The organism is Halomonas urumqiensis (assembly GCF_003028575.1).
Classification (GTDB): domain Bacteria; phylum Pseudomonadota; class Gammaproteobacteria; order Pseudomonadales; family Halomonadaceae; genus Halomonas; species Halomonas urumqiensis.
Genome location: NZ_PYUD01000001.1, coordinates 1,529,756 through 1,542,156, shown reverse-complemented (window position 1 = coordinate 1,542,156; position 12,401 = coordinate 1,529,756). Strand labels below are relative to the sequence as shown.

13 protein-coding genes are annotated in these 12,401 nt (G+C 62.0%); 7 read left to right on the top strand and 6 right to left on the bottom strand.

Going from position 1 to position 12,401, the window contains the following annotated elements:
- Positions 1 to 67 precede the first annotated feature (67 nt).
- A complete protein-coding gene (gene ygfZ, locus C6V82_RS06700) occupies positions 68 to 1,108 on the top strand; it encodes a CAF17-like 4Fe-4S cluster assembly/insertion protein YgfZ (RefSeq protein WP_102586536.1) in 1,041 nt (346 codons plus the stop codon).
- 7 nt (positions 1,109 to 1,115) lie between these two features.
- Here the strand turns inward: ygfZ and C6V82_RS06695 are convergent, their stop codons facing one another.
- Together C6V82_RS06695 and C6V82_RS06690 are read right to left on the bottom strand one after the other, a co-directional pair.
- On the bottom strand, positions 1,116 to 1,880 hold the full coding sequence (locus C6V82_RS06695; protein WP_102586537.1) for a TatD family hydrolase: 765 nt from the start codon (positions 1,878 to 1,880) through the stop codon (positions 1,116 to 1,118).
- Between the two features lie 259 nt (positions 1,881 to 2,139).
- Complete coding sequence (locus C6V82_RS06690) at positions 2,140 to 3,729, bottom strand: peptide chain release factor 3 (protein ID WP_102586538.1); 1,590 nt, start codon at positions 3,727 to 3,729, stop codon at positions 2,140 to 2,142.
- A 281-nt stretch (positions 3,730 to 4,010) separates the two neighbouring features.
- Between C6V82_RS06690 and C6V82_RS06685 the strand changes: the two genes are divergently transcribed.
- On the top strand, positions 4,011 to 5,285 hold the full coding sequence (locus C6V82_RS06685; protein ID WP_102586539.1) for an ATP-binding protein: 1,275 nt from the start codon (positions 4,011 to 4,013) through the stop codon (positions 5,283 to 5,285).
- A 25-nt stretch (positions 5,286 to 5,310) separates the two neighbouring features.
- A complete protein-coding gene (locus C6V82_RS06680) occupies positions 5,311 to 5,850 on the top strand; it encodes a response regulator transcription factor (protein ID WP_102586540.1) in 540 nt (179 codons plus the stop codon).
- A gap of 21 nt (positions 5,851 to 5,871) precedes the next feature.
- On the opposite strand, the gene C6V82_RS06675 is transcribed toward C6V82_RS06680, so the two are convergent.
- A complete protein-coding gene (locus C6V82_RS06675) occupies positions 5,872 to 6,645 on the bottom strand; it encodes a 3-hydroxybutyrate dehydrogenase (protein WP_102586541.1) in 774 nt (257 codons plus the stop codon).
- A 112-nt stretch (positions 6,646 to 6,757) separates the two neighbouring features.
- Complete coding sequence (gene hybE / locus C6V82_RS06670; RefSeq protein WP_102586542.1) at positions 6,758 to 7,189, bottom strand: [NiFe]-hydrogenase assembly chaperone HybE; 432 nt, start codon at positions 7,187 to 7,189, stop codon at positions 6,758 to 6,760.
- A gap of 124 nt (positions 7,190 to 7,313) precedes the next feature.
- On the opposite strand from hybE, the gene C6V82_RS06665 reads away from it, so the two are divergent.
- From C6V82_RS06665 to C6V82_RS06655, 3 genes are all read left to right on the top strand, one after another.
- The gene (locus C6V82_RS06665) at positions 7,314 to 8,135 is read left to right on the top strand and encodes an inositol monophosphatase family protein (RefSeq protein ID WP_102586543.1); all 822 of its coding nucleotides are present in this window, start codon (positions 7,314 to 7,316) and stop codon (positions 8,133 to 8,135) included.
- A gap of 144 nt (positions 8,136 to 8,279) precedes the next feature.
- Entirely contained in the window at positions 8,280 to 8,555 is a 276-nt protein-coding gene (locus C6V82_RS06660; protein WP_102586544.1) for a GrxA family glutaredoxin, read from the top strand.
- A 256-nt stretch (positions 8,556 to 8,811) separates the two neighbouring features.
- Positions 8,812 to 9,579 (top strand): VOC family protein, encoded by a 768-nt coding sequence (locus C6V82_RS06655; RefSeq protein ID WP_102586545.1) that lies wholly within the window; start codon positions 8,812 to 8,814, stop codon positions 9,577 to 9,579.
- 235 nt (positions 9,580 to 9,814) lie between these two features.
- On the opposite strand, the gene C6V82_RS06650 is transcribed toward C6V82_RS06655, so the two are convergent.
- Both C6V82_RS06650 and C6V82_RS06645 read right to left on the bottom strand, forming a co-directional pair.
- A complete protein-coding gene (locus tag C6V82_RS06650) occupies positions 9,815 to 10,474 on the bottom strand; it encodes a CoA transferase subunit B (protein ID WP_102586546.1) in 660 nt (219 codons plus the stop codon).
- A gap of 51 nt (positions 10,475 to 10,525) precedes the next feature.
- Positions 10,526 to 11,227, bottom strand: coding sequence for a CoA transferase subunit A (locus C6V82_RS06645; protein WP_102586547.1), 702 nt, complete (start codon positions 11,225 to 11,227; stop codon positions 10,526 to 10,528).
- Between the two features lie 239 nt (positions 11,228 to 11,466).
- On the opposite strand from C6V82_RS06645, the gene C6V82_RS06640 reads away from it, so the two are divergent.
- Entirely contained in the window at positions 11,467 to 12,357 is an 891-nt protein-coding gene (locus C6V82_RS06640) for a LysR substrate-binding domain-containing protein (protein WP_102586548.1), read from the top strand.
- Positions 12,358 to 12,401 lie beyond the last annotated feature (44 nt).

The following is a 12,401-nucleotide window of genomic DNA, read 5'->3' as shown; positions in this document are numbered from 1 at the left end:
GGCAGCGGTTGCAAAGTGGCTCGATGGCCCGCATAACCCATCATGATACCAACACGAGGAGAACTTGATGACAGAGTGGACCACCGCCTTGGGTGGGCAACGGCTGGATGACGAGCGGATCACCTTTGATACCGCCGAGCCTGCGCGCCTGGCCATTGAGTCGACCGTGGTGAGCCCACTGGTGCATCTGGGCGTGCTCGACGTCAGCGGCGCGGATGCCGAGAGGTTCCTGCAAGGCCAGGCCAGTGCCCAGATGACGCTGGCCGATGGCGACTTCGCGCCCCTCACCACTTTCTGCACCCCCAAGGGGCGCATGCTGGCCAACGCGCAATTGTTGCGGATTGCCCCTGGGCATTTCCGCATGATCATGCACCGAGGGCTCGTCGAATCCCTTGCCGAGCACCTACGCAAGTTCGCGGCCTTCTACAAGGCGGAACTGGAGGTCCGCGATGATCTCGCCTTGATCGGGATGATCGGCCACGACGCCGAGGCGCTGGCGGAGGTTCGCTTCGACCTGCTGCCACCGGCCGTTTGGCACCAGGCCGGTGATGCCGAGACCCAACTGCTGACCCATCCCGGCCCGCAGCCACGCTTGATGGCCTGCCTGCCCGCCGAACAGGCACCGGCGCTCTGGGAGCGGCTGCTGGCACAGGCCGAGCCAGTCGGCAACAGTGTGTGGCGGCTCCAGGATATCCAGGCGGGGCTTGCCTGGTTGACCCCGGCCCATCGCGATGCCCTGCTGCCGCAGATGATCAACTGGGAAGCGCTGGGTGGCATCAGCTTCAAGAAGGGCTGCTACACCGGCCAGGAAGTCGTGGCACGTGCCCATTTCCGTGGCCAGGTGAAAAAGCGCCTGGTGCGCGCCCAACTCGATGGCGGGCTACTGCCTGAGCTCGGCAGCGATATCGTCGACCAGGCCGAAAAAGTGGTCGGAGAAGTGATCGCCGCCGAACTGGATGCTTACGATGAGGCCGAGATTCTGGCGGTGATGAGCACCAAGGAGGACCTGGGTCCGCTGCGGGTAGCCGGCCAACGCGTCAAGCTCCTGAAACTGCCTTACCCGCTCGAACGCCTCGACCCGGAACAACTTGCCGCAACTGGCCAGTGAGCCAAGGTCACTGATCGATGCCAAGCAGTCGACGAGCACTGGCGGTGCTGCTGGCCGCCACCTGCGCTGGCGTCTGGCCTCTCAGCTCCGCCACCACCCGACACACCTCGGCGATCCGCGATGGCTCGTTACGTTCTCCCTGATGACCCGCCAGTGGCATGTCAGGGCTGTCGGTCTCCAGCATGAAAGCGTCATCGGGCAACGCGGCCACCGTGCGACGCAGGCGTTTTGCGCGCGGATGGGTCACCGCCCCGCCCAGGCCCAGGGTGAATCCCAGCGCCAGGAACCGTCTGGCTTGCTCGAGAGAGCCCGCGAAGGCGTGAATCAAGCCACCCGCCGGCATGTCGAGCTGCCTGAGCCGCTTGGCGATCTGGTCGTTGGCGCGGACGCAGTGAATCACCACCGGCAATGATCGCCGCTTGGCCAGGCGCAGTTGTGCATCGAACAGCACCCATTGCGCCTCGAGCGTCTCGGTAAAACGCCCATCGATGCCGCACTCCCCAAGGGCGACGATCTCGGGGTTCGCCTCGAGCGCCTGGGCAAGCGCCTCGATATCGCCATCCTGATGCTCGTCCATGAAATAGGGATGGAGCCCGAGACAGACGCTCACATCTGTCCTTTTCCCCAGCGCCAGCACATCCGGCCAGCGCAGGCGGGTAGTCCCCGGCACCACGAAACGCCCGACACCCACCGCCCGCGCACGCGCGAAGACCGCATCGCGGTCAGCATCGAAGGCGGGGAAATCCATATGGCAGTGAGCGTCGATTAGCATCGGTTGCATCTCCGCAGGGCTTCCCGTCGCGGAATTGCCGGAGCCAGGCCTGTTCGGGGGCGCTGTAAATACCTCCTTGTACGCTACTTTTTCCCTGCGGCGCTCTCGCATCCTGCTCCGCTTGCAGGGCCGGTACTGGCCATCCCTGGCCAGCCCGTTCGGAGCGATGCTCCTCACCCCTGGAAAAAGACCCCCTCCAGACCTTTCCCCGGCACCGCGCAGCTTGGCTTCACCCTTTCGGGCTTCGGGCTCGCAGCGATCAGTGCTCCCGCGTCGGCTGGAAGCGTATCTCCGGCCAGCGCTCCTGGGTCATCTGCAGATTGACGCGGGTCGGGGCGATATAGGTCAGATAGCCGCCGCCATCGATGGCCAGGTTGGTGCTGGCCTTGCGCTTGAACTCCTCGAGCTTCTTGGCGTCGTCACTGTAGATCCATCGTGCGGTATTGACGTTGACGCCTTCGTAGAGGCAGTCGACCTTGTACTCCTCCTTGAGCCGGTGGGCGACCACATCGAACTGCAGGGTGCCCACGGCGCCGAGGATCAGGTCGTTGTTGTCCAGCGGCATGAACACCTGGGTGGCGCCCTCCTCGGAAAGTTGCTGCAAGCCCTTCTGCAGCGCCTTCATCTTCAGCGGATCCTTCAGGCGCACGCGCTTGAACAGCTCCGGGGCGAAGTGCGGTATGCCGGTGAAGCGCATGTCCTCGCCCACCGTGAAGGTGTCGCCGATCTGGATGGTGCCGTGGTTATGCAAGCCGATGATATCGCCGGGCCACGCCTCTTCGACCTGAGAGCGATCCGAGGCCATGAAGGTCAGGGCATCGGCGATCTTGACGTCCTTGCCCAGCCGCACATGGCGCATCTTCATGTTCTTGTCGTACTTGCCGGAGCACACTCGCAGGAAGGCGATGCGATCGCGGTGGTTGGGATCCATGTTGGCCTGGATCTTGAAAACGAACCCGGTAAAGCGCTCGTCGTCAGCCTTGACCGTGCGGGTATCCGTCTCGCGGGGTTGGGGGGGCGGCGCGAACTCGACGAAGCCGTCCATCATCTCGCGCACACCGAAGTTACCCATGGCCGTCCCGAAATAGACCGGGGTGAGCGTGCCGTTGAGGTAGGCATCGTGATCGAATTCATGGGACGCACCCCGCACCAGTTCGACTTCCATGCGCAACTCCTCGGCGACATCCTCGCCGAGCACCGCGTCGACCTCGGGGTTTTCCAGGCCCTCGATGCGCTTGTCCTCAGGTATGCGGCTGCCCTGGCCCTGGGTGTAGAGGTGAATCACGTCGTTGTAGAGATGGTAGACCCCCTTGAAGTGGCGACCCATGCCGATCGGCCAGGTCATGGGGGCACACTGGATATTGAGCACCGTCTCGACTTCATCCATCACTTCGATGGGGTCGCGGATATCGCGGTCCATCTTGTTGATGAAGGTGAGGATCGGCGTGGTACGCAGACGACATACCTCCATCAGCTTGATGGTGCGGTCCTCCACGCCCTTGGCGCCATCGATGACCATCAGTGCCGAATCCACCGCCGTCAGAGTGCGGTAGGTATCCTCGGAGAAGTCCTCGTGGCCCGGGGTATCGAGCAGATTGACGATGCGCCCGCCATAGGGGAACTGCATCACGGAGGTGGTCACCGAGATGCCCCGCTCCTGCTCCATCTTCATCCAGTCCGAGGTGGCGTGACGATCAGCACGCTTGCTCTTCACCGACCCCGCCATCTGGATGGCGTTTCCGAACAGCAGCATCTTCTCGGTGATGGTGGTCTTGCCGGCATCGGGGTGCGAGATGATCGCGAAGGTTCTGCGCAGCCCGACTTCACGGGCCAGTGTGGCGTCTGACATCGATTCGGATTCGTCTGAATGGCACCGCCGCGCGGTGCGTGAATGGGCAATACACGTATTGGCGCGCATTCTACGCGCTCGCACGCATGAAATGTAGGGCGAGACTCTTGCAGCCAGCCGCGGCCCTCAGGGCTATCTCCGAGGGAAGCACCGCTCAAGGCTTCCCGGCGCCTTTCGCTATCGCCGCATGGTTAACTGCGATAGCACTGCCGCGCGCCCGTACCCGCCCCCTCTGTGGCCCAGTTCGGGTATCATCGGAGCGAGACCAGACAGGAGTCCGCATGCCGATCGCCCAGCCCTTGCCTCTCTCCACCCCGAACCGCAACCTGGTTCGTCTGACCATCGTGCGCGGGATCACCTGGACCGGCTATCTCGCCGGTATCATCATCGGGGTCGAACTGCTGGGGTTCGAGCTTCAGGTGCCGGCGGTGATCGGGGTCATCCTGGCCATGGCGCTGATCAACATCGCCACCTGGTGGCGGCTGAGCCGACACCGCGCCGTCACCCATGGCGAATACCTGGTCCACCTGCTGGCCGATGTCACGGGCCTCACCTTGCTGTTCTACTTCACGGGCGGGGCGAGCAACCCCTTCATCACCTATTACCTGGTACCGGTGACCATCGCCGCGGCCACCCTACCGTGGCGCTATGCCTGGATCATCGCCATTACCTCGATGGCTGCCTACAGCCTGCTGCTGGGCTTCCACCAGCCAGTACCCCAGTTGACCCATGGCCACATCCCCGGCTCGCCTTTCAACCTTCACGTGCTGGGCATGTGGTTGAACTTCGGCCTGTCGGCGAGCCTTGTGACCTATTTCATCTTCAAGATGGCCCATGCCCTGCGCAGCCGCGAGCAGGCGCTATCGCGCACCCGTGAATCGGCGCTGCGCAACGAACAGGTACTGGCGGTGGCCACACAGGCGGCGGGCACCGCACACGAGCTCGGCACACCGCTCTCCACCATGGCGGTGCTACTTGCCGAGATGCGCGCCGACGCAGAGGACAACCCGACGCTTGCCAAGGACCTTGACCTGTTGCGTCGGCAAGTCGATACCTGCAAGTCGCGGCTGCACCAGCTGGTAGCCAATGCCGACCGCCGACGCATGGCCGAACCGGAGGTCGTCGATGGCGAAAGCTGGCTTGCCGCCGTCGTGCAACGCTGGTTGGTGCTGCGCCCCGATGTCAGTCACCACCTGGAGGTTGCCCAACGCCGTGGCCGGCCCTGGCTAGCGGTTGACACCACCCTAGACCAGGCGCTGACCAACCTGCTGAACAATGCCGCCGATGCCAAGCCCGATGACATCATGATCAACCTGGACTGGACACAGGATCAGGTGGTCATCGACATTCGCGACCACGGCCCTGGCGTGGCGCTCTCGATCGCTGACCAGCTTGGTGAGACGTTCGTGTCCACCAAGAACAAGGGCATGGGCATCGGCCTTTTCCTGACGCACGCCACCATCAACCGCCTGGGCGGAGGCGTGAGCCTGTACAATCACCCCCAGGGGGGGACGCTCACCGAGGTGGTACTGCCCCTGGCGCCCCCACGCGGCTGACCCTGACCGGATTCCCGAGGACACCATGCAAGACACTCCGCAACGCCTGCTGATCATCGACGACGACGAGATGCTGTGCCACGTGCTGGACCGTGCCATGACGCGTCGTGGCTATCAGGTGATAGTCGCCCATGATGCCGAGGAGGCGCTGGCGCTCGCCCACCGCCACCAGCCGCAACTGGCGACACTGGACCTCAAGCTCGAGCACGATTCCGGCCTGAAACTGCTGCCTGACCTGCTAGACGTGGTGCCCGACTGCCGGGTCGTGGTGTTGACTGGGTACTCGAGCATCGCTACCGCCGTGGAGGCGATCAAGCTAGGTGCGGTGAATTACCTGTGCAAGCCCGCCGATGCCGATGAGGTGCTGGCGGCGTTCGACAGGCAACAGGGCGACCCGGAAATCGAAGTGGCCGAGCAGCCACCGTCAATCAACCGCATCGCATGGGAACATATTCAGAAGGTGCTGCAGGAACACGACGGCAATATCTCCGCCACCGCGCGTGCCCTGGGCATGCACCGGCGCACCCTGCAGCGCAAGCTGCAGAAGCGGCCGGTGAGGCGATAAGCCGTTCCTGGCGAAGCCGGGTTATTGCGCCGTCCACCCCAGGTCGATGTTCCAGCTAGCGCCGGTCACCGCACCGGCAACATCCGAGGCAAGGTACGCGACCAGTTCGGCCACCTCGGAAGGCTCGATCAGGCGCTTGATGGCGGCATTCTTGAGCATGATGTTCTCGATCACCTGCTGCTCGTCCATGCCGTGCATCCTGGCCTGGTCGGCGATCTGGTTGTCGACCAATGGCGTTTTCACATAGGCCGGGCAAATGGCATTGGCGGTGATGCCCTGGCTACCGCCCTCCAGCGCCGCGGTCTTGGTGAATCCGATCATGCCGTGCTTGGCGCTGATATAGGCGGATTTACCCGGTGACGCCACCTGGGCATGCACCGAGGCGATATTGATGATGCGTCCCCAGCCATTCTCGCGCATCGAGGGCCACACTGCCTGGGTTAGCAGGAAGGGGGCAGTCAGCATCAGGTCGATGATCTGGCGCCACTTGGCCTCGGCAAACTCCTCGATGGGCGACACATGCTGGATCCCGGCATTGTTGACCAGGATGTCCACCCGCCCGAAGCGCTTGATCGCCTCTGCCACAGCGGCCTTGCAAGCCTCGCCATCGGTCAGGTCAGCAAGGAAGAAGGCCGCGCCGGCCTTCTCGGCGATCGCCTTGCCATCAGGATTGAAGTCCACCGCGAGGACCTGGTGCCCTTGCTCGCAGAAGTGGCGAACCACGGCCTCTCCGATCCCGCTGCTGGTACCTGTCACCAGGGCGACGCGAGGGGTGGGGGTTGCGGATGATGGCATGGACAACTCCTTGTTGGTTGATCATTGCGAAATGAATCGGCGACGTGAATCGGCGAAGTACCAGACTGAAACGGCCGACCCAGCATAAGTCGCCGCTCGGCCGGACGCTACCTCATGACGACTCTGCGGGCGTCATCACCCGCTCCATCAATTGCTGTGCCAGTCGGCTCGCTTGAGGACGATCGATGATGTCGGAGAGATCATCGAGAAGTTCTCGACGCCAGTACCAGTGCGCGTCATCGAGATGGTCTGCGATGAACTTATACTCGCCGGAGGGTAAGGGGATCCTGCACCGCTCACCTTCATCGGGCCGTGGCATGTCCGGGCTTGCCGGTAACATCACCAGCGCCAGGCTGGCCGGCGTCACCAGCACGCCTACCAGCATGTCATGCTGCCCCCCTGGATGGCGCTGGAAGCACAGGGCATCGGCCGCAAGCCTTGGGTTGAAGTTGGCGCTGGCCTTGGCCGCCTTCAAGTGGCGCTGGGTCCAGGCCTGGGCGAGTTCGCCCAACCTGGCATACTGTTCGGGAGACAAGCTCTGCATGGCACTCCTGACTGACTGGGCGTTGAGGCTGGCAGTATAACGACCCTCTCCAGGGTAGACAGCCCCGGGAAGCTGCTAGGCTTGTCAAACCACCTCGTGCCCTGCTCACATCGAAGGAGTCTCCATGACCGATGACGAACGACTCGCCCTCACCATCGAGATCGCCCAGGAAGCGGGTGAGATGATCCGCGACGCTCGCGAGCGCCAGACATTCGGACATCGCTACAAGAAGGGGCAAGAGCTGGTCACCGATGCCGATGTCGCGGTTGACACGCACATCAGCGAGCGACTGGCCAGCCACTTCCCTGATGAAGCGCGCCTCAGCGAGGAACTCGCCCCCACCGGTGACAGCCAGCAAGGCGACGCTCCCCTATGGGTGGTGGACCCCATCGACGGTACCGTCAACTTCGCCCATGGGTTGAGCCATGTCGCGGTATCCATCGCCTGGCTGGTAGAAGGCCGGGTCAGGGTAGGTGTGGTGCATGCCCCCTTTCTTGGAGAAACCTTCACCGCGCTGGCCGGACAAGGCGCCTGGAGAAACGGCATGCCCATCAAGGCAAGCAAGACCAGTGGCCTCGGCCACGCCCTGGTGGGCACCGGTTTCCCCTACCGGCGTGACAGTCGGCCACCTCTGATGCGCCGCCTGGCTGCCGTGCTCGAACACTGCCAGGACGTACGCCGCAACGGCTCCGCCGCCCTCGACCTGTGCGATGTGGCCTGTGGTCGCCTGGATGCCTACTACGAAAGCGTATCCGCCTGGGATTTCGCCGCCGGCTGGCTCATCGCACGCGAAGCGGGCGCCCACGCAGGCCATCTCTACCCCTGCCCGGAAGGCGTCGTGGAGGACCTGTATGGCGAGAACCTGCTGGTAACGAGCCCCGGCATCCACCGCGAACTCGGTGAGCTTCTGCGCCGCGCCGACGCAGGCGAGATCAGCGTGGGATGATGCAAGGGGCACATCATAGCCGGACACAATGGATCGACTTGAACCCGGCTATTGGCGCAGGCCCACGCCATCCTTCACAATAGCGTTAACGTTTTTTCTGACCTCTCTCATCATGTCGCGCTGGACAAGCGCTCAGGAGACCTCATGTTCGTCGTCATCTTCGGTCGCCCCGGCTGCCCATTCTGCGTGTTCGCCAATCAACTTGCCGACAAGCTCCATGCTGCAGGCGCCATCGAGGGGTTTCGCTATATCGATATCCAGGCCGAAGGCATCACCAAGGCCGACCTCGAGAAGACCATCGGCAAGCCTGTCACGACGGTCCCTCAGATTTTCGTCGACAAGACCCATATCGGCGGCTTCAGCGAGTTCGACCAGTACGTGCGCGAGCAAGATCTGCTGGCCACCGCCAACGCCAACTGATAGCGGCCAGACCGCTAGCCCACTTCGGTCTTCGCGCGTTTCTCGAGTTTCCTGGTCTAGACATCAGCATCTCGAGTCGATCGAGCCTTCAGTCTTGAGCCCCGCTTTATAGAGTCGCCCCTGGCCTCCAGTCAGGGGCTTTTTTGCGTGTGAGCGTCTTCCTCTCGTTGAAAGCCGCGCACATGGCTATGCCTATACTTTCTTTGAGCAAGGCTCAACGACATTCGCCCAGCATCTCGACAAGGGAACCGCCACGATGCAGAGGGAAGAATTCGTCCAGCAATTATGGCTGGACTACATACACCAGCACCCCGACATCGGCGGGCTTAGACTGTGGCCAGTGCAAGCCACGCCTGACTATCTGGCGCTACTCACCGTCAACCACGGTCCGTTCGGCATGGATGCCCTGCTGCCCACGCTTGCCCATTTCGGCTTTCGGCTCCGCTATCGCCACGCCATGGCGGATAGAGGGCTACTCGTGACACTGCTCTCCCCACCCGACGATGGCCCCTGGATGGTGCTTGGCGAATTGCAACTGGGCACCTTGCCACGCGGCCCAAGAGAGCAGCTCCAGACGCTGATCGAACAGACCCCCAGGGAGGATCGTCGCGGCCAGAACCTGCTCAGCCGCGGAAGGCCCTGGCCGATGCCCGACTGGGAGACCTATCGTCACCTGCAGCAAGCCCATCCGCTGGCGGGGTTGCTGTCGGTGAACGGTCCCCGAATGCACCATGCGGGTTTCGACTGCAACCGCCTGGGTGAAGACATCATCCACCTCGACAACCACCTGCGCCAGACCGGACTCACCGGCAATGCCGACCGGCACCATGGCATCTTTCCGGTATCGCCGCTGGTCGATTATCGCTTCTACCCAACCCGCTCTCCTCGCCTGGCATTTGCCGATGGTGATGAACACCGCATCGACCTCGGCGGGCTTGCCCTGGTTCAGAAGGAGGTCAATACCCATCAAGAGCGCGCTGTGGAACTCCTGCTTCCCCATCACACCCGTTGCGAAGTCTCCTGAACAGCACTCGTCCACAATTTCTGTGGATAACGCTGTGCAAGAACGTCCTGCAGGCCCCCTCACCCAAGTAGTCACCCGCGTTGAGCGCGAGTGGTCAGAAATTCGACACCCTCGGCGGGGGACAACAAGCTTGTCCCCATAGAAAAGCCCGAGACGCGAAAAACGCCCCGGGCTTTCTATTGACCTTGCCATGGACCTTGCTAAGTCCAGGCTATCAACCTTGGTCAAAGGCCATTCAGTCGAAGGTCATTTCGGGCACATGATCCGGAACGATCAGCTTGCCCGCGGTCTTCTCGACGATTTCCGCGACGCTGACACCCGGCGCACGCTCCTTGAGAATGAAGGCGCCCCCTTCGATCTCCAGGTAGGCAAGATCGGTCAGCACGCGATTGATGCACCCGGCACCGGTCAAAGGCAGGTTGCAGGACTCGAGCAACTTGGATTCACCGTGCTTGGAGGCATGGGTCATGGTGCAGATGATGTTCTCGGCACCCGCCACCAGGTCCATGGCGCCGCCCATGCCCTTGATCAGCTTGCCTGGCACCATCCAGGAAGCAATATTGCCGTTCTGGTCGACCTCGAAGGCGCCAAGTACGGTGAGATCGACATGTCCGCCGCGGATCATGGCGAAGGATTCAGCCGAATCGAAGATCGCCGCACCGGGCCTGGCCGTGACCGTCTGCTTGCCGGCGTTGATCATATCGGCGTCGACCTCGTCCTCGGTGGGAAAGCGCCCCATGCCGAGCAAGCCATTTTCGGACTGCAGCATCACGTCGATGCCGTCAGGGACATAATTGGCGACCAGGGTGGGAATGCCGATGCCCAGGTTCACATAGAAGCCATCCTGGAGTTCGCGCGCCACGCGCTGTGCCATCTGTTCGCGAGTCAGTGCCATCGTGTTGCCTCTTGTGTTCGGTGGAGAAGCGATCAATGAAGGTGCGTGGCCTCAGGCCTCGCGCACGGTGCGCTTTTCGATACGCTTCTCGAAGGTGCCCTGGATGATACGGTCGACAAAGATGCCTGGCGTATGGATCTGATCGGGCTTGAGCTCGCCCGGCTCGACGATCTCCTCGACTTCCACCACCGTGATCTTGCCGCAGGTGGCGGCCAGGGGATTGAAGTTCTGAGCGGTGTCACGATAGACGACATTACCGTAGCGATCCGCCTTCCAACCCTTGACGATGGCGAAGTCGGCGTGGAACGCCTCCTCGAGAATATAGTGACGGCCATTGAATTCGCGCACTTCCTTGCCCTCACCGATCGGAGTGCCATAACCGGTAGCGGTGTAGAAAGCCGGAATCCCCGCCCCGCCCGCGCGCATCTTCTCGGCAAGCGTCCCTTGGGGAGTCAGTACGACCTCGATCTCGTCATTGAGCATCTGCTTCTCGAACAGAGCATTCTCACCCACGTAGGAGGCAAAGATCTTGCTGATCTGCTTATCTTCGAGCAGCACACCAAGACCGAAACCATCAACGCCACAATTGTTCGAGATCACGGTGAGATCCTTGACTCCGCGACGTTTAATCTCATTGATCAAGTTCTCGGGAATGCCACAGAGGCCAAACCCCCCTGCCGCCACGGTCATGCCGTTCTCGATGCCTTGCATCGCCTCTTCATAGGAGTACACGCGTTTGTCGAATCCGGACATATTGGCGCCTCGCCTGTTGTTGATGTGAGTTGAAATGAGTGGAAATGGGTGGAAATGACGTTGAACTGCAAGCTGGAGATGAATGTTGAGTGATCTTGGGTATTGGCGGTCGTCCACGGTTCCTTAGGAGCGTAGCCGACAGTGTCAGAACAGTGTTGCGTCTGCCGATATATTTGTTAAGTTTGTTTTTCTTATCGATTAATTTATTTATTCTATAAATTTGACCTTAGTAGCATGCCATGACCGTCAAACAACTGCGCGCCTTCCTGGCCGTCGCCCAGACCCTCAGCTTCACCCAGGCCTGCGAGCGCCTGCATCTGTCGCAGCCGGCCTTGAGCCTTGCCATCAAGGGGCTGGAAGATAGCCTGGGGGGCCGCTTGTTGATCCGCAGCACCAGGAGCGTGCGCCTGACCCCCGAAGGCGAGTCGCTACTGCCGATGGCCAAACGGCTGCTGGCCGATTGGGACAATACCGAAGAACTCCTGCGCCAGCGCTTCACGCTGCAGTTGGGACGACTGGCCGTGGCGGCGATGCCCTCCTTCGCCAGCAACCTGCTGCCCCCCGTACTGATGGAATTCCGGCGCCGTCACCCGCGGGTCAACATCACGGTGCATGACGTGATCAACGAGCAGGTGATCGACATGGTACGCAACCGGCAGGTGGAACTGGGCATCGCCTTCGAACCCGAAGCCACCGGTAGCCTGACCTTCACGCCCCTGTTCCTCGATCGCTTCATCGCCGTGATGCCGCCCACGTCGCTGCTCTCTCAACATGACCGTCTCGACTGGCACACCCTGCTGACGCACGATTTCATCGCCCTGCAACGCCCATCCATGGTGCGTCGCCTGCTCGAACAACAACTCCAGGCACGCGGGATACCCCTACCCACCGCCTTCGAAAGCCATCAATTGGCAACCGTTGGCCGCATGGTGGCCAGCGGCCTGGGCGTCAGTGCCGTTCCTTCCCTTTGCAGGAAACAGATGGAGGCGCTGGGATGCCGTTGCCTGCCCCTCGACGAGCCGATTATCGAGCGTGCCGTGGGCACTCTCACCCATGGTGAATTGTCCGCCGCTGCCCGCGCCCTTCAGCAGGTGCTCATGGAGACATTCGATGATTCGACCACACCATGATGCGGGCCTCTGGGCAGCTGTCCAACGATCCTTTAGCATTGCGT

Bases quoted from the DNA above. Each gene is read 5' to 3' on its own strand.
- ygfZ (WP_102586536.1), top strand. From the start codon at position 68: ATGACAGAGTGGACCACCGCCTTGGGTGGGCAACGGCTGGATGACGAG.
- C6V82_RS06695 (WP_102586537.1), bottom strand. From the start codon at position 1,880: ATGCTAATCGACGCTCACTGCCATATGGATTTCCCCGCCTTCGATGCT.
- C6V82_RS06690 (WP_102586538.1), bottom strand. From the start codon at position 3,729: ATGTCAGACGCCACACTGGCCCGTGAAGTCGGGCTGCGCAGAACCTTC.
- C6V82_RS06685 (WP_102586539.1), top strand. From the start codon at position 4,011: ATGCCGATCGCCCAGCCCTTGCCTCTCTCCACCCCGAACCGCAACCTG.
- C6V82_RS06680 (WP_102586540.1), top strand. From the start codon at position 5,311: ATGCAAGACACTCCGCAACGCCTGCTGATCATCGACGACGACGAGATG.
- C6V82_RS06675 (WP_102586541.1), bottom strand. From the start codon at position 6,645: ATGCCATCATCCGCAACCCCCACCCCTCGCGTCGCCCTGGTGACAGGT.
- hybE (WP_102586542.1), bottom strand. From the start codon at position 7,189: ATGCAGAGCTTGTCTCCCGAACAGTATGCCAGGTTGGGCGAACTCGCC.
- C6V82_RS06665 (WP_102586543.1), top strand. From the start codon at position 7,314: ATGACCGATGACGAACGACTCGCCCTCACCATCGAGATCGCCCAGGAA.
- C6V82_RS06660 (WP_102586544.1), top strand. From the start codon at position 8,280: ATGTTCGTCGTCATCTTCGGTCGCCCCGGCTGCCCATTCTGCGTGTTC.
- C6V82_RS06655 (WP_102586545.1), top strand. From the start codon at position 8,812: ATGCAGAGGGAAGAATTCGTCCAGCAATTATGGCTGGACTACATACAC.
- C6V82_RS06650 (WP_102586546.1), bottom strand. From the start codon at position 10,474: ATGGCACTGACTCGCGAACAGATGGCACAGCGCGTGGCGCGCGAACTC.
- C6V82_RS06645 (WP_102586547.1), bottom strand. From the start codon at position 11,227: ATGTCCGGATTCGACAAACGCGTGTACTCCTATGAAGAGGCGATGCAA.
- C6V82_RS06640 (WP_102586548.1), top strand. From the start codon at position 11,467: ATGACCGTCAAACAACTGCGCGCCTTCCTGGCCGTCGCCCAGACCCTC.